This window comes from Marivirga lumbricoides (assembly GCF_014636295.1).
GTDB classification, from domain to species: domain Bacteria; phylum Bacteroidota; class Bacteroidia; order Cytophagales; family Cyclobacteriaceae; genus Marivirga; species Marivirga lumbricoides.
Genome location: NZ_BMEC01000007.1, coordinates 1 through 15,850 on the forward strand (window position 1 = coordinate 1; position 15,850 = coordinate 15,850).

19 protein-coding genes are annotated in these 15,850 nt (G+C 36.6%); 8 read left to right on the forward strand and 11 right to left on the reverse strand.

Annotated features, from left to right (window positions below; all coding sequences use genetic code 11):
- The first annotated feature begins 129 nt into the window (after positions 1-129).
- Positions 130-393 carry a DUF3858 domain-containing protein gene (locus IEV85_RS11405; protein WP_488212631.1) on the forward strand — a complete coding sequence of 88 codons (264 nt, stop codon included), beginning with the start codon at positions 130-132 and terminating at the stop codon, positions 391-393.
- A gap of 12 nt (positions 394-405) precedes the next feature.
- Here IEV85_RS11405 and IEV85_RS11410 read toward each other — a convergent pair whose 3' ends face one another.
- The gene (locus IEV85_RS11410; RefSeq protein ID WP_188463381.1) at positions 406-1,131 is read right to left on the reverse strand and encodes a 1-(5-phosphoribosyl)-5-[(5-phosphoribosylamino)methylideneamino]imidazole-4-carboxamide isomerase; all 726 of its coding nucleotides are present in this window, start codon (positions 1,129-1,131) and stop codon (positions 406-408) included.
- 262 nt (positions 1,132-1,393) lie between these two features.
- On the opposite strand from IEV85_RS11410, the gene IEV85_RS11415 reads away from it, so the two are divergent.
- On the forward strand, positions 1,394-2,017 hold the full coding sequence (locus IEV85_RS11415; protein WP_188463383.1) for a transcription elongation protein SprT: 624 nt from the start codon (positions 1,394-1,396) through the stop codon (positions 2,015-2,017).
- Position 2,018: 1 nt separating this feature from the next.
- On the opposite strand, the gene IEV85_RS11420 is transcribed toward IEV85_RS11415, so the two are convergent.
- The 3 genes from IEV85_RS11420 to IEV85_RS11430 all read right to left on the reverse strand — a co-directional run bounded on the left by IEV85_RS11420 (position 2,019) and on the right by IEV85_RS11430 (position 4,337).
- Positions 2,019-2,588 carry a hypothetical protein gene (locus IEV85_RS11420; protein ID WP_188463385.1) on the reverse strand — a complete coding sequence of 190 codons (570 nt, stop codon included), beginning with the start codon at positions 2,586-2,588 and terminating at the stop codon, positions 2,019-2,021.
- 88 nt (positions 2,589-2,676) lie between these two features.
- The gene (murQ, locus tag IEV85_RS11425) at positions 2,677-3,492 is read right to left on the reverse strand and encodes an N-acetylmuramic acid 6-phosphate etherase (RefSeq protein WP_188463387.1); all 816 of its coding nucleotides are present in this window, start codon (positions 3,490-3,492) and stop codon (positions 2,677-2,679) included.
- Positions 3,489-4,337 (reverse strand): BadF/BadG/BcrA/BcrD ATPase family protein, encoded by an 849-nt coding sequence (locus tag IEV85_RS11430; RefSeq protein ID WP_188463389.1) that lies wholly within the window; start codon positions 4,335-4,337, stop codon positions 3,489-3,491. The genes murQ and IEV85_RS11430 overlap by 4 nt, the downstream gene beginning before the upstream one ends.
- A gap of 80 nt (positions 4,338-4,417) precedes the next feature.
- Between IEV85_RS11430 and IEV85_RS11435 the strand changes: the two genes are divergently transcribed.
- Genes IEV85_RS11435 through IEV85_RS11445 form a run of 3 tightly spaced genes read left to right on the forward strand, consistent with a single transcriptional unit; the run spans position 4,418 to position 5,953 of the window.
- Complete coding sequence (locus IEV85_RS11435; RefSeq protein ID WP_188463391.1) at positions 4,418-4,765, forward strand: phage holin family protein; 348 nt, start codon at positions 4,418-4,420, stop codon at positions 4,763-4,765.
- 14 nt (positions 4,766-4,779) lie between these two features.
- A complete protein-coding gene (locus IEV85_RS11440) occupies positions 4,780-5,205 on the forward strand; it encodes a hypothetical protein (protein WP_188463393.1) in 426 nt (141 codons plus the stop codon).
- Positions 5,174-5,953, forward strand: a complete 780-nt coding sequence (locus tag IEV85_RS11445) for a phosphoglycerol geranylgeranyltransferase (protein WP_188463395.1) — start codon at positions 5,174-5,176, stop codon at positions 5,951-5,953. The genes IEV85_RS11440 and IEV85_RS11445 overlap by 32 nt, the downstream gene beginning before the upstream one ends.
- Here the strand turns inward: IEV85_RS11445 and IEV85_RS11450 are convergent.
- The 7 genes from IEV85_RS11450 to panC all read right to left on the reverse strand — a co-directional run bounded on the left by IEV85_RS11450 (position 5,939) and on the right by panC (position 11,656).
- The gene (locus tag IEV85_RS11450; protein WP_188463397.1) at positions 5,939-6,862 is read right to left on the reverse strand and encodes a helix-turn-helix domain-containing protein; all 924 of its coding nucleotides are present in this window, start codon (positions 6,860-6,862) and stop codon (positions 5,939-5,941) included. The two genes, IEV85_RS11445 and IEV85_RS11450, sit on opposite strands and share 15 nt — an antisense overlap.
- Positions 6,863-7,020: 158 nt before the next feature.
- On the reverse strand, positions 7,021-8,160 hold the full coding sequence (locus IEV85_RS11455; protein WP_188463399.1) for an acyl-CoA dehydrogenase: 1,140 nt from the start codon (positions 8,158-8,160) through the stop codon (positions 7,021-7,023).
- A 73-nt stretch (positions 8,161-8,233) separates the two neighbouring features.
- Positions 8,234-8,929 carry a zinc metallopeptidase gene (locus IEV85_RS11460; RefSeq protein ID WP_188463401.1) on the reverse strand — a complete coding sequence of 232 codons (696 nt, stop codon included), beginning with the start codon at positions 8,927-8,929 and terminating at the stop codon, positions 8,234-8,236.
- A gap of 18 nt (positions 8,930-8,947) precedes the next feature.
- Positions 8,948-9,421 (reverse strand): D-glycero-beta-D-manno-heptose 1-phosphate adenylyltransferase, encoded by a 474-nt coding sequence (rfaE2, locus tag IEV85_RS11465; RefSeq protein WP_188463403.1) that lies wholly within the window; start codon positions 9,419-9,421, stop codon positions 8,948-8,950.
- The gene (locus IEV85_RS11470) at positions 9,408-10,430 is read right to left on the reverse strand and encodes a flippase-like domain-containing protein (protein ID WP_188463405.1); all 1,023 of its coding nucleotides are present in this window, start codon (positions 10,428-10,430) and stop codon (positions 9,408-9,410) included. Before IEV85_RS11470 ends, rfaE2 begins: the two co-directional genes overlap by 14 nt.
- A gap of 4 nt (positions 10,431-10,434) precedes the next feature.
- Positions 10,435-10,782, reverse strand: coding sequence for an aspartate 1-decarboxylase (panD, locus tag IEV85_RS11475; protein WP_188463407.1), 348 nt, complete (start codon positions 10,780-10,782; stop codon positions 10,435-10,437).
- Positions 10,783-10,810: 28 nt separating this feature from the next.
- The gene (gene panC, locus IEV85_RS11480) at positions 10,811-11,656 is read right to left on the reverse strand and encodes a pantoate--beta-alanine ligase (RefSeq protein WP_188463409.1); all 846 of its coding nucleotides are present in this window, start codon (positions 11,654-11,656) and stop codon (positions 10,811-10,813) included.
- 125 nt (positions 11,657-11,781) lie between these two features.
- On the opposite strand from panC, the gene IEV85_RS11485 reads away from it, so the two are divergent.
- From IEV85_RS11485 to glmS, 3 genes are read left to right on the forward strand one after another with little or no spacing between them, the layout of a single operon-like run.
- Entirely contained in the window at positions 11,782-12,594 is an 813-nt protein-coding gene (locus IEV85_RS11485) for a glycogen/starch synthase (protein ID WP_188463411.1), read from the forward strand.
- On the forward strand, positions 12,533-13,975 hold the full coding sequence (locus IEV85_RS11490) for a DUF4270 family protein (protein WP_188463413.1): 1,443 nt from the start codon (positions 12,533-12,535) through the stop codon (positions 13,973-13,975). The genes IEV85_RS11485 and IEV85_RS11490 overlap by 62 nt, the downstream gene beginning before the upstream one ends.
- A 6-nt stretch (positions 13,976-13,981) precedes the next feature.
- Positions 13,982-15,817, forward strand: a complete 1,836-nt coding sequence (gene glmS, locus IEV85_RS11495; protein WP_188463415.1) for a glutamine--fructose-6-phosphate transaminase (isomerizing) — start codon at positions 13,982-13,984, stop codon at positions 15,815-15,817.
- The last annotated feature ends 33 nt before the right edge of the window (positions 15,818-15,850 follow it).

Below are 15,850 nucleotides of genomic sequence, written 5' to 3' on the forward strand. Positions count from 1 at the left end.
GTTATCGAATTCCTTTAAAATCCGTGCGATTTGTTGTGGTGAAAATTTACTCTTCTTCATAACTACTGTTTAAAATTAATAAATATTTCTATACTTTTAAACAGTTCGGTTTTAAGGGAAGCTTACACTATCAACTCGTTTTATGAGTATGAAGTCGAATTTATTTTACCGGAAGGCTATACTTATGAAAATTTGCCTGAAGGCAAATCTATTGTTTCAGATTTTGGCCGGTATAATATAAGCTACTCTACTTCTGAACAAGGGTTTATTTGTTCAAGAGCTTTTTCACCTACTAAAGGGGTTTTCCCTGCTGAGGATTTTGATAATTTTAAATCTTTCTTTGACGAGATAAGAAGACAGGAGAATAAAAGGGTAATTCTTACAAAGAAATAATTGCTCTTTTATTTACTTTACTAAAAACTCCTTTAAATCCTCAAGTTTGATGTTTCCTTCATAGTAGGCTTTACCAAAAATAACAGCAAAAACTCCCATATCATTAAGTTTCCTGATGTCATCTATATTGCGAACACCACCACTGGCCAACACGCAGATTTCAGGAAATTTCTTGATAATTGACTCATACAATTCAAAAGCAGGGCCAGCTAATGAGCCTTCCTTGCTGATATCGGTAGTTTTTACATATTTCAGACCTCTATCGTAGAAATAACCTATGTGATCCAAAATATCAATGTCTGTATTTTGCATCCATCCATTGTAAGCTATTTTACCGTTCAATGCATCAGCTCCTAAAGTTATTTTCTCTCTTCCGTACGACACAATCCAAGAGGCAAAAAGCTCTTTTCTTTCCACTGCAACACTAGCGGCAGTAATATAATCTGCCCCATATTCATAAGCTTTACTGATGTCTCCATCGGTGTGTATACCACCAGTAAAATCAAGTTCAAGGTTTGTATGTCCACTTAAGGTTTCAAGAATATGATAGTTTACAGGAGAACCTCTGTGGGCACCATCCAGGTCTACTAAGTGCACTACTTTAATTCCATGATCTTCCAACCTCTTTGCAACGTCTACCGGGCTATCACCATACACTTTTGCACTGTTAATATCAGCGCCTTCCAGGCGAATTATCTTTCCGTCTTTAATGGCGATTGAAGGTATTATTTGGATCATCTGAATCTTAATTTAAGGTTATAAAAGCTTATGATTGTTTGCTGTCATTATCTTTCCCCAAGCTCAAAATATGACGAAACTATGCCGCAATACATGCCTGCGGCTTTTTTCGGACGATTTTCGATAAGGGCTATGAAGCTACACTTTATAACTGAAAATTACAAAACTTGGCTTAGATTTGAAATGAATTATTTTTATCAACCCTAATTTTTTTAATCAGCTTCGTTTTTGTCATTTTTGCATTCAAATTTCAACTCTTTACTTGGACTTTTACGAACAAAATATTTATAAGCGTCTGCAAAGGTTTGTTCCTGAACATGCCGTTGATTTAGCCTTTTCCTTGTGGAAAGAACACCCTTTTAGATTTGTGGTGTCTAAAGCAAGAGCTACTAAGCTTGGAGATTTTCGAAAAAAACCTTCTGATGATTTAGCCATTATCACAGTTAATGAAAACCTTAATCCCTACGCTTTTTTGATTACTTATGTGCACGAAGTAGCGCATCATAGAGTGTACACCGTGCATAAAAATAGCGTGCTGCCTCACGGAAATGAATGGAAGCTTGCTTTTCAGAAGATCATGCTTCCCTTTCAGACTTCACAGATTTTTCCTGCTGAAGTACTTAAAGCATTAAATAGTTATATGCGAAACCCTAAAGCCGCTTCTCTGTCAGATATTAAATTGGCGCAAGCTCTGCAAAAGCAGGATAACTTTGCTCACCCTCATGAGGTCAGTTTAATGGAGTTGGAAGGCGATAAATTTAAGTTGGAAAACAAAGTATTTCAAAAATTAGAAAATAGGCGCACCAGGATAAAATGTGTTGAATTAAAATCAGGTAAAAATTACCTCGTTCACAAAATGGCAATGGTTATACCATTTAATGAATAAATTATAAGCCCAGCCTTTTGGTGACTGCACTTTCAATTCTTTCACAAAAATCACCTGGTTTTTGAGTTCGCCAGTTCATATGGTCAAATTGGCCACCAAAATTGATGTAATAGTCCACGTTGAAGTTTTTCCACTCATCGGTGACAAACTCCCTGAAATTTACAGCTACTATCCAGCCATCTTCTAGTTCCTCAAACCATTCTTCATAGTAGCAGTCGTCAGAACCATGGAAGTTAAGTATGTTTTCACCTATTAAAATAAATTTGTGCAAGCCTTGCAGAATCATGTGCTCAATAATATTTCTTTTGAAGTGCATGATGTCATTATGGAGGGCATCATTCCATTCTCCTATCATTTCAATTACAGCGTAACCATTGTCATAATCAGCATAAAGAATTTTTATGTAGAGCGTTTCTGACCCGATGGCATCCCATGCAGGGTCAATATAATATCCATAGATAGTATCCGTATAAAGTTCGTAATTATATTCTTTACCATGGAAAGGTGAAAGTTCGTCTGTTGAGGAATCATAAAACTTTAACCAACTGTAATAAGGTTCTATTTGGTGCATAAGCCAACTTTAGGATCACAATTAATTATTAAATAAGGGTTGTTTGCCTCTTTAATATCAATCCTGATTGGGAGAAAAAAGTTTTGTCTTAGGAGATTTTTCTTCCCCTGAAGAAGTCAATTGCTTTACGGACAGACCCTTGTTGAAGCAATAATTCCTTTGCCTGCTCATAGTCAAGCGAGAGTTCATTCACGATCATTTTTGTACCACGATCTACTAATTTCTCATTGCTCAACTGCATGTCCACCATCTTATTGCCTTTTATGTGTCCCAGCTGAATCATGGCTGTCGTGGAGATCATATTCAAAACCATTTTTTGTGCGGTACCTGCTTTCATTCTTGTGCTGCCAGTAATAAATTCTGGTCCTACAGGTACTTCTATAGGGAAATCTGCAGATTTTGACAATTCTGAACCAGGGTTACAGGTTATGCACCCGGTGGAGACCTTATTTTTTCTTGCTTCATTTAAACCACCAATTACGTAGGGGGTTCTCCCGGAAGCTGCTATTCCTATTATACAATCGTTAGGATTGACGGAATACTTTTGAAGATCTTTCCAGGCCTGTTTTTCGTCATCTTCAGCAAATTCCACTGCATTTCTGATAGCACCATCTCCCCCGGCAATAATTCCGATTACCTTTTCAGGTGAAACTCCAAAAGTAGGGGGGCATTCGGAAGCATCCAATATTCCCAGTCGGCCACTTGTGCCTGCACCTATGTAAAATATGCGTCCACCGACCTTCATTTTTGGCACCAGGTGAGATACCAGTTCAATTATTTGAGGAAGGGCTTTATTTACGGCCATAGCCACAGATTGGTCTTCTTTATTAATCCCTTCAATAACTTCAGCTATTGATAAATTTTCCAGGTTATTATAATGAGAATCGGATTCAGTGAGGTTCATAGTAATTTTTTTTCATGGTATAGGGTAAGGCCTGCAATAGGGCTCTCCAGGAATTTTCCTGCAATTAAATTGTTTTTTTGGAGCAGCGTTCTGAGAATGTTTACAGAATTGTAAGCTACTCCGCCAACAAAGTGGATAGGTACATTTTGTTGAATATTAAACTTTAGGATAGATTTATTGAGAAACTGCTGAAAGGAATTAATAAGAAGCTCTACTATGTACTTATTCTCAATGTTATCCATAGCAAACCGAAAAAAACCGGCAAGATACCTTTTAGCCTCGGGCTGTTGATAAATATTATAATTTACAGTGTCTTTGTTGGCATCCGGGAAGCTTAGGGCGAAGTTATTGTGCAGCGCTTCAGGAAGCTCATTTTCCAGATATGCCTTTATTAACTTCTTGCCGATGTAGGAGCCACTCCCTTCATCGCCTAGCACATATCCTAAAGAAACCATTTCCTCAGTAATTTGCTCACCATCAAACACGCAGGCATTAGCTCCTGTTCCTAATATGCAAACAACTCCAGGCTGGTTAAGGCAAGTAGCCCTGGCAGCAGCCAGCAAATCATGTTGTACTTCTACCTTGTCTGTTTTAAAAAATTCTGAGAGCGCTGTTTTTACTTTTTCTTTATTGGCAATGCTTCCACAACCTGCTCCATAGAAATAAACCCGGGTATCAGCCTCTGTTAATGAAATATTCAGCTCAGTAACTAAAAGTGAAAGTAATTCACTTTTTGAAATATGGTAAGCGTTAATGCCTTTGGTTTTAGCCTGGCCTACCACGCCATTTTCTGAAATCCAACGCCAATCTGTTTTACTGGCCCCCGCATCTGCAATTATCTGCATTTATTTCTTTTTTTAATTCATCGTAAATTTAACATCCTCCGAAAATTTTACGTAATTAAAGATTAATAAATATCAATAGTGTGAAAAATAAATTACTAGGTTTGTTAGGAGTAGATAAGTTGATCGAAAATATCCAGCACCTTATTGAGGTGAGAGTAAATATAATTAAAAATGAGGTGCAGGATAAAGTAGCAGAAGGTATGGCCAAGGTTTTGCCTTTGATTTTTTTATTATTAAGCCTCTCAATCTTTCTTATCTTTGCAAGCATTACCGTAGCTTTTTATCTCTCAGATCTATTCGAAAGCCTTGTTTATGGTTTTGGAGCAGTAGCTTTGCTATATTTAATAATAACTGTTATATTTTTCCTTTTAAAAGATAGTGAGCGTTTAATTGACAAGTTTAAATCTGAAATTAAAAAGAGGAGCTAATTAAAAATATTAAAATGAGCGAGCAAAGGCGTTTAATGCAGCAGAAGAAAGAATACGAAGAGAGTATTTCTCATCAACTTCAGGAATATACCGATAAAGCACAGGAGATTGGAAAAACGGCACTAATGATTGCCGGAGGTGCTTTGGTAGCCTATCAACTAGTTAGGCTTTTTACTAAAAGAAAAAGCTCTGCTAAGTCATCTCGACCTAAAGTAAAAGGTAAAGTTTACCAGGGAATGTATGAGGGGGATGATGATGGTAAAGGACCAAGAACTATTGTAATTAAAGAAGATAGCGGTTCTTTAAGTATGTTTGATTTAATAAAAGCAGAGATGGGAGGCTTGTTACTTGCTATCGCCAAAGATAAAATATTAGCATTTCTACACCAGCTGGAAAGTCCAAAAACAAATGCCTCAGAACAACACAAAGAAGATAATTAATAGGTTAAATAGCTCTGCTACTGAAGGGAAAAAGTCTTTTGCATTGTTGATTGATCCTGATAAAGTGCAGAATTTGTTAGAACTGCAGCGAATAATCCATACTGCAATTGAAAACAAAGTAGACTATTTTATGGTAGGAGGAAGTTTGATTTTATCAGATTTCCTTGGGCCATGCATTTCCCACATTAAGGCGCAAACAGAAATTCCTGTAGTGCTATTCCCGGGCAATAACCAATATATAGATTTGCAGGCTGATGCAATTCTGTACCTCTCATTAATTTCAGGAAGGAATGCTGATTTATTAATAGGTCAACATGTGCTTTCTGCTCCAATTTTAAAGAGGAGTAAGATAGAGGTTTGGCCAACGGGCTATATGTTAGTTGATGGAGGTAACAAAACTTCTGTCTCTTATATGAGCAACACAAATCCTATTCCTCATGACAAATATGATATAGCCATGAGCACTGCTATAGCAGGAGAGCTTTTAGGCCAACAACTTATTTATATGGATGCCGGAAGTGGAGCAGAATATATGATCTCCGATAGAATGATTGCTTCTGTAAAAAGGGCTATTGATATACCTTTGATTGTAGGTGGTGGAATTAATACAGTCCAGAAAGCAAAAAGCGCCTGGAAATCAGGCGCTGATGTTATTGTTGTTGGAAATGCAATAGAGAAAAATCCTGAATTGCTAATTGAAATAACAGAAGCAAAAACGCTTCTTAATGAACAATTAAACGTTCATTAAAGATTCTCTTCTTCTCATTTTTCCGGCTGGTATACCAAACATCATTTTAAATCTTCTGCAGAAATAAGCCGTATCTTTATAGCCTACTTCCTGACCTATATCTCTGATGCTTTTCTTGCTTGTTCTCAGCAAGGTTACAGCCTCTTCCATTCTTTGGTATTCAATGTAATCCTGCGGATTAATACCGGTTAGCATTTTAAAGTACTGTCCTACATAATCTTCAGATACATTGGCTACTTCAGCTAATTTCTTATTTGAAAGATCTCCTCCTAAATGCTCATTAATGTAATTGAATATATCAATTAATCTTGGGTCTTTAAAGTAGGTACTATTAGTGGCAAGTTGCTCAACAAAAAGTTTGTTTCTTACAATATGACGGAAAACCTCAATCAATAAATGCTCTGTAAGTACCTTCACCATTCTTTCAGAGCCGGGCTCATTCATTTTAATTTCATGAAAAATTCTATCATGAATAGACTTCACAGTGTCGTTTTGAAAAACAAATGAAGGAATGTCCAGAGAAGCGAAAAAGTTTACTGAATCGAATACTTTCGCTTCGAAAGAGATGTAGCTAAAGCTATCGCCACCTTCGCTTAATAATTCATCATGACTAATAGAATGAAAAAACTCACCTTTATTAGTAATGAAGTTATCATTGGCTACGGTAGCTATCTGGCTGCCCCTTCCGTAGGTAATTTGTTGTGCCTTGCCTCCGGGAATAAAGGCGAAATCGCCTTCTTTGGCTAATGCTTTATCCTCACCTACCAGTACCTCACCTTTATTTACTAAAATCAACTTATTTTCAACCTCATACAGATTGTTAACAGTTACAGGTTTGAGGATTTTTATATTCTTGGCTTTAACAAACTTAACACCAAGAGACTCAATAATTTTGTTGTAATCTTCCATTATCTTGTTTTATGAATGGATAAACTATGAAAAGTAAAATATAATTAAAAAATTCTTGTACGAATCTAAGTAAAAATAGTTTTATATCAAATAAAATTAAAATGCATAATCCTATTTATTCTAAGATTATGCATTATAACGATCAATTTGGTATTATCTTATTTTAAAATACTACGGGATATTACAATTTTTTGTATTTCCGAAGTACCCTCATAAATCTGCGTAATTTTTGCATCCCTCATTAGCCTTTCAACATGGTATTCTTTCACATAACCATAGCCACCATGCACCTGAACGGCTTCCACCGTAGTATCCATTGCAACTTGTGAAGCATAAAGTTTTGCCATAGCTCCAGCCTGTGAAAAGTCTTGCTTGGTGTCTTTTAACCAGGCAGCTTTTAAGCAAAGTAATCTGGCAGCTTCAATTTGAGTTGCCATGTCAGCTAATTTAAAGGCAATACCCTGATGTTGGCTAATTTCCTTACCAAAGGCTTTTCTTTCTTTTGAATATTTCAAAGCCAGTTCATACGCACCTGAAGCAATTCCTAAGGCTTGAGATGCAATTCCGATTCTGCCACCATTTAAGGTAGCCATTGCAAAATTAAAGCCGAAGCCATCTTCCCCAATCCTGTTTTCCTTAGGTACTTTTACATCCTGAAACATCAGAGAATGCGTGTCAGATCCCCTGATTCCCATTTTTTCTTCTTTCTTACCGACAGTAAAGCCTTCCATGTCTTTTTCAACAATAAAGGCATTAATTCCTTTATGTCCTTTTTCTTTATCGGTATGCGCAATTACTAAATATACAGAAGCACTGTTACCGTTTGTAATCCAGTTTTTGGTTCCGTTAATTAAATAATGATCTCCTTTGTCTTCAGCAGTAGTTCTTTGAGAAGTGGCATCAGACCCTGCTTCTGGTTCAGATAAACAGAACGCACCAATGATTTCCCCGGTTGCCAATCTGGTTAAATATTTTTCTTTTTGTGCCTCGGTACCGTATTTATCAAGTCCCCAGCACACCAAAGAGTTATTAACTGACATGCAAACAGAAGCAGAAGCATCAATTTTAGAGATTTCCTCCATTGCCAGCACATAAGAAATGGTATCCATTCCGCCACCGTTGTACTTTGGGTCTACCATCATTCCCATAAAGCCTAATTCCCCCATTTTCTTGATTTGCTCTGCAGGAAAAATTTCTTTAGTATCTCTTTCGATAACCCCTGGCAATAATTCGTTTTGTGCAAAATCTCTGGCAGCTGCCTGTACGGCTAAATGCTCTTCTGTAAGTTGAAAATTCATTTGTTACGTATTTTTAAATTGTACTAGAAACAGGTTGTCTCCTCAAACGTTTCGCAAAGATAGGAAAAATCCATTAATCGCGGTTGCCTAAAAACATCATGATATAATATAATAAAGTGACTAATGAAGCTATTGCCGCAACAACATATGTCATGGCAGCCCATTTTAAGGCATCTTTTGCCATCTCGTGCTCTCTGCTGTTGACTACTCCTGAAGCAGTCATCCATGCCAAACCTCTTTTACTGGCATCGAACTCTACCGGTAAAGTGATAAAAGCAAATAATGTAAAAACTGTATAACAGCCTATTATAACCATTAATGCAAGCTGATAATTTATAAACTGTGGCAATAGAAAAGCACCAAAGATCATAGCCATAAATATAAAATTCATGATTTTAGCACTTACATTCTGAATGGGCACTAAAGCTGACCTCATCTCAAGAAAAGCATAGGCTTTAGCATGCTGAACAGCATGTCCTACCTCATGCGCAGCGATAGCAACAGCAGCTGCTGAGCGCATACCATAAACTTCAGGACTTAAATTTACTGTTTTGTTTGCCGGATTGTAGTGGTCTGTTAATTGACCTTCTACAGACATTACTTTCACATCATAGATTCCATTGTCTCTTAACATTTTCTCTGCAGCTTCCTTTCCGGAAAGCTGAGAACTGAGTGCAATCTGAGAATACTTTTTAAATTTATTCTTCAGTCGTCTTTGAACTGCAAAACTTACAATTGCAAAACCTATTACAATTATTAGGATAACCATTTTATTAACCCTCCTTATTTATTTAAATTGATTGATAATACTAGTTGTAGAATATCCAGCTACTAAGTCGATCGTTTCTACTTTACCACCATTGCGCAATACGATATCTGCTCCCACTATGTTGCTTATCGTATAGTCACTTCCTTTTATCAAAACATCTGGCAATAGTGTACTGATAATATTTTCAGGTGTGTCTTCAGAAAAGAAAGTAACTGCATCAACGAATGATAGTGCAGCCAACAACCTTGCTCTGGCGTATTCATTATTCACTGGTCTGTTAGGTCCTTTCAGCTTTTTAACGGAAGAGTCCGTATTAATGGCAACAATTAATTTTGTTCCTTTTTCAGCTGCTTTTTCCAGGTAGTCTACATGTCCAAGGTGTAATAAGTCAAAGCAGCCGTTGGTAAAAACAATAGTTTCACCTCCTTCTTTCCATTTTTCAATTTGCAGAAGCAGTTTAGAGTCTACTAAAATTTTATCAGCTGTTGACATAATCAGTTTTGGCCTGTCTTTTGGGAATAATCATACTTATAAAAAAGGATATAATTCCTATGACCATAATAGCCAGTGAATTGGTTGTATGCAAAAGAAAAGCAAAAAATATGCCGTCATCCTCAGGCACACCATACAATAACAAACCTGCACTCATTAAATAATGAAAAGCCCCAATTCCACCTTGTACAGGTGCTGCCATACCTAGTCCGCCTAATACCAGCATAGTAAATCCTGCCACTACTGACAAACTTTCAGTTTCTTCCAGGCTAAAAATGACCACATATGTCATTAAATAATAAAGAATCCAGATGAATAGAGTGGTGATCCAAAAACGAGTAGGGCTTTTTAAATGTCTGATTGAAGTTATACCTTCCACCATCTGCCTTAAAAAAACCACTATTTTATTATAAAGGAGATTCTTCTGAAAACGCTCATGATTTCTTCTGAGAAAAAAGAAAAGGAAGACGATGACTAGAAAAAGAAAACTGAAGATAGCGATCAGGCTTATATAATTATTTCCTATTCCCTCAGTTTTTTCTGCAACTAAACTGTAAAAGAATTGGCTTATCCGGTCAAATTCAAGAGCAAGAGTAAAAATGACTACTGTTAAAAGGCAGAGCACATCTATAATCCTTTCAGTTACCACACTACCTATTCCTTTACTAATAGGTACTTCATCTGTTTTCTGCAAAATACCGCACCGAGAGATTTCTCCCATGCGCGGAACAATAAAATTAGCTAAGTAGCCTACCATTACCGCTAAAAAAGTACGGGATGCCTTTAACTGAAAGCCCATGGGCTCCAAAAGCATATTCCATCTTACTGCTCTTAAAAAATGGCTAAAAATGGCAAGGAATATAGATAAATAAACCCATCTCAAATCAACATGCCTAAATCTTTCAAGCATTTCGGAGAAGTTGATATCTTTATAAAGGTACCAAAATAGCAGTATTGCTACCGCCAAAGAGATAGTATACTTTAGGAAAGATTTAATCCCTTTTCTCAATTGATTAGTTTAGTTTATTGTGGGCGTTAGGAAATATAAGAGTTGGCTTGAAAGTTTTAGCCTCTTCAAAATCCAGGTGAGCGTAGCTAATAATAATGATGATATCTCCTACCTGCACTTTTCTAGCCGCAGGGCCGTTCAGGCAAACCATGCCACTTCCTCTTTCTCCTTTTATAACATAAGTTTCAATGCGCTCACCGTTGTTTACATTAACAATTTGCACCTTTTCATTCTCTATAATATTAGCCGCTTCCATTAAATCTTCATCTATGGTAATGCTTCCAACGTAGTGCAGTTCAGCCTGAGTGACCTTTACTCTATGAATTTTTGATTTTAAAGACTCAATTAACATAAAATTTGTTTTCAATTTGGCCGCAAAGTTATGAAATTAAATACATGTTATCTATTAATCTCACATTTCCTATGTAGCCTGCTATGCACAGAACGGTATCTGGCCTTAAGTAGTTCTCATGTCTGGGTTTCAGGTCTGAATCATCCACAATATCAAAGTATTCAAGCTTGGCAGAATGGTGCTGAAAAGCTTGCTGAACATTGGAAATAGTAGCTTGCCTGTCGTGGTTTTCTAACAATATTTTCCTGGCATTGGAAAGGCATTCGAAGAAGATTACAGCTTCCTGTCTTTCAAGAGGATTTAACCTTCCGTTCCTGGAGGACATAGCCAGGCCATCTGGCTCTCTTTGTATAGGAACAGATTCGATTTGTACATTGAAAAGCAATTCCTGCACTAATTTTTTTATGATGGTTAATTGCTGTAAATCTTTTTGGCCGAAAAATGCATAATCAGGCTGTACAATATGAAATAGTTTTGATACAACCAATGCTACCCCGCTGAAATGGTTAGGTCGGAATGCCCCTTCAAGTACCTGGTCTAACTCACCAAAGTTGAATTTGAGGGTAGAGGTTTTTTGATACATTACTTCATCGGAAGGAGTAAAGAGTATATCGCAATTTACAGTTTCCAGCTTTTTAATGTCCTCTTCCAGCAACCTGGGGTAATTAATGAGGTCATCACTGTTATTAAACTGAGTAGGGTTTACATAAATACTGCAAACTACCTTGTCAGCTTTTTTTTGTGCTGCTTTTATAAGGTTTAAATGGCCTTGATGTAGCGCGCCCATTGTGGGCACAAAAGCTATAGAATGGCCATTTTGACGCTCTTTCGCTATAACGCTTTGTATACTGGATATGGAATCGCAAATTATCATAAAAAATGCGCTAAATTATAAAGTTTGAGAACAAAACTAGCTTTTTATGAGAAAAATTAATGGAAATAGCATAAATTTTTGTATTTTTGTGCTTCGTTTATGAATTAATCAAATCCAATAAACATATGTCAAAGCTTCGAATTCTCTACGTAGCCAACGAAATTAATCCATTTTTAAAAACATCAGAAGTCGCAGATTTTGTACGAAAGCTCCCTCAGGCCATGCAGGAGAGAGGAATGGAAATTCGTATTTTAGTTCCGCGCTTTGGTCTAATCAATGAAAGGAAAAACAGACTACACGAAGTAGTACGTTTATCCGGGATCAATATTTCTGTAGGAGAAGAAGAAAAACCTTTAATAATAAAGGTGGCTTCTATCCCGAATGCGAAATTGCAGGTATATTTTATTGACAATGAAGATTATTTTCAGCGTAAAACTGTATTCCATGATAAGGAGAATAATTTTTATGCTGATAATGATGAAAGAGCAATTTTCTTCTGTAAAGGTGCGTTAGAAACCGTAAGAAAATTAGGTTGGGCACCCGATGTAGTGCATTGTAATGATTGGATGACAAGTCTGATCCCAATGTACCTTAAGACTACTTATAAGAACGATCCAATATTTAAAGATGCAAAATCTGTATTTACTGTGTATAATACGGAATTCTCTCATAAATTTGGGACAGATTTACTGGATAAGGTTAAAATGCTTGATATTGATGATAGCATGTTATCTAATCTGGAATCAGCGGATTTTGAAGGGTTTATCAAAATCGGGGCACAGTATGCGGACGCAGTTATAAAAGCAGGAGATGAGTTTAAAGAAAATCTGGATGAATTATTTTCAACATTTGATGAAGATAAAAAAGTTGATACCATTGAAAAAGGTGAAGGGTTTACAGAATCCTATTTCAATTTATATACAGAATTGGCAGGTTAAGCCAGCAATATTCCTCGGGCCAGTAGTTCTACTGGCCCTAATTTTCCAATCTTGTGAAGAGCCCATTGAAGTAACCGGAGATTTGGTGCCGGGGGGTAATAATACAGACTTAAGATTTGTTGAATTTGATTTACCTGTTAAGCATTCAGCATTTGATTCCGTAATTGTAAGTTCCAATAATGTAAGCGGGTCTGTAGGAAGAGTTTATATAGGGCATTATAATGACCCACAAATTGGGCAGATAGATGCTTCAGGCTATTTTGGTGTTTCCTTAACTAATAGTACTACAGAGAGAAATAATATTGATGCAACTTCTCAACTGGTGAGAGCGCGCTTGTATATGAATTTCAACTATTTTTACGGAGATGAGTTTACTGCCCCTCAAACTTTTGTTTTAAGCCAACTTGCAGATACTATTGAAGCAAAGAACTATACCGTTAATGATGATATTCCAGTATCAGGGAATGGAAAAGTTTCTGTAGATACCTCCTTTGTAGTAAGACCTACTGATACCTTAACTCATTATATTCCTCTTACAGCTTCATTTGGGAATACTATGTTTAATGCAGTAAAGAATGATGATTTAACGAACCTGGAAGTTGCACAGCTTCTTAAAGGTTTTAAAATACAAGCTGAAGGTGATGTTAATAATATAATGGGTCTGAATATTGCCTCAGGCGAATCTTATTTTGAATTGGTATTTACTGATGAAGACACGGTTTCAAGTGTTACATTTAATTTAACCGGTGCCAGTTTTACTAATGTGGATTATCAGCCAGGTGCCTTAATCCCTTCTGATTATTCTGGCAATAAATCCTTTGATTTAACTAACCCTGAGAAAATCTTTTTTAATAGTTTTTTAGGTATTTTTCCGCGATTTGACTTTCAACAGTATTTGAGTTTTATAGATACTGTAGATTTTATGCTGATAAATAAAGCAGAGCTTGTAATACAAGATGAAACTTTACAGACTGAAAACAGTGTTACAGTTCAGAAATCTCCCCCATCGATACTTGTTCCATACATTGTAGGAGATGAAGACCGTATTCTCAAAATTTCTGAAGATTTTTGGGCAATTCAGGCTAATTTTAGTAGTTCAGGAGGTATTGCCAATCAGCAAGTGGCTTCTTCTCCTACCAACTTAACGTATGTAGCGGATGATAATAGAATAGTTGCAGATATTAGTTTTTTCCTTCAGGAGATATATGATACTCCTACATTTTGGGATTCAGGAAACGATATTATCTTGACAGGGCAGTTTATTAGAAGAAATCCTACTCCATTTGTGGATACACCAATTATATCAGCAGGTAGCTTTAACAATTTGTTGGTGGATAAAGGAGATGTTAAATTAAAAGTTTATTATACTACATTTAAGTAAAAAATTATGTGTGGAATTGTAGCCTACATTGGGCATCAAAAAGCATCAGATGTAATTATCAAAGGTCTTAAAAGACTTGAATACAGAGGGTATGACAGTGCAGGAATAGCATTGATGGACGGAGGCCTCAACGTTTATAAAAAGAAAGGCAAAGTAAGTGAGCTGGAAGATTTTATAAAGGGAGAGGATTTAAAGAGCACAGTGGGTATGGGGCATACAAGATGGGCTACTCACGGTGAGCCTAATGATGTAAATGCGCATCCTCATTTTTCTCAAAGTGGAAATTTAGCCATTATCCATAATGGTATCATTGAAAACTACGCTGCCCTTAAAAAAGACCTTGAAGGAAAAGGCTACACTTTTAAAAGTGAAACTGATTCTGAAGTGTTTATTAACTTCATTGAAGATATTTATAATAACAATGACGGTACACTTGAGGAAGCAGTAAGATTGGCCCTTACTAAAGTGGTAGGTGCTTATGCTATTGTTATTCTTTCAAAGGAAAAGCCAAATCAACTGATTGCTGCAAGAAAAGGCAGTCCGATGGTTATTGGAGTAGGTCGAAATGAATTTTTTATTGCTTCAGATGCTACGCCTATAGTTGAGTATACTAATGAAGTAGTTTATGTAAATGACTACGAAATAGCTGTAATTAAAGATAGTGAGCTAACGATAAGAGATACTAAGGATGTTAAAATGACACCTTATATTCAAAAGGTGGATATGGAATTGGAAGCCATTGAAAAAGGTGGTTTTGAACATTTCATGTTAAAAGAAATTTTTGAACAACCCAAGTCTATAAAAGATTGTTTCAGGGGAAGATTAATTGCCAATAATGGTCAGTTAGTGTTAGGGGGCATCAGGGAGTATGCTAATGCTCTCACTAATGCAGAGCGAATTGTGATAGTGGCATGTGGAACTTCCTGGCATGCAGGCTTAGTGGCAGAGTATATTTTTGAAGAATTCTGCAGAATCCCTGTTGAGGTGGAGTATGCTTCTGAATTCAGGTACAGAAACCCTATTATCAGAGAAGGAGATATAGTAATAGCCATTTCTCAATCCGGTGAAACAGCTGATACTTTGGCTGCTATGGAGTTGGCTAAATCGAAAGGGGCGATTGTACTGGGAGTATGTAATGTTGTAGGCTCTTCTATTTCAAGGGTATCGCATGAAGGAGTTTATACCCATGCCGGCCCGGAAATTGGGGTGGCCAGCACTAAAGCTTTTACAGCTCAGTTGACGGTATTGACAATGATTGCTTTGCGTGTAGCTCATCGAAAAGGCACTATGGCAGAGCAGCGTTACAGATCATTTTTAGCAGAATTGGAAAGTATTCCGGCTAAAGTGGAAAAGGCTTTAAAAACTGATGATCAGGTAAAGAAAATTGCAGCTTTATTTAAAGACTCCAGAAACTGTCTTTATTTAGGCAGAGGATACAACTTCCCGGTTGCTTTGGAAGGAGCTTTAAAGCTCAAAGAGATTTCCTATATCCATGCGGAAGGCTATCCTGCTGCTGAGATGAAGCACGGACCTATTGCTTTAATAGATGAGGAGATGCCTGTAGTGGTTATTGCTACGCGGGATAGCTCTTATGATAAAATAGTGTCCAATATACAGGAAGTAAAGGCCAGAAAAGGAAAAGTTATTGCTATTGTTTCCGAAGGAGACTCTTTAATTCCGGGTATGGTTGACCACACAATTGAGGTTCCTGGTACACATGATGCTTTAATGCCTATGGTAGCAACCATTCCATTACAATTACTCTCTTACCATATTGCAGTAATGAGAAATTGTAACGTAGATCAGCCAAGAAATTTGGCTAAGAGTGTTACAGTGGAGTAATTAACATCTTAAAAATAAATTGAGTATAGGAAA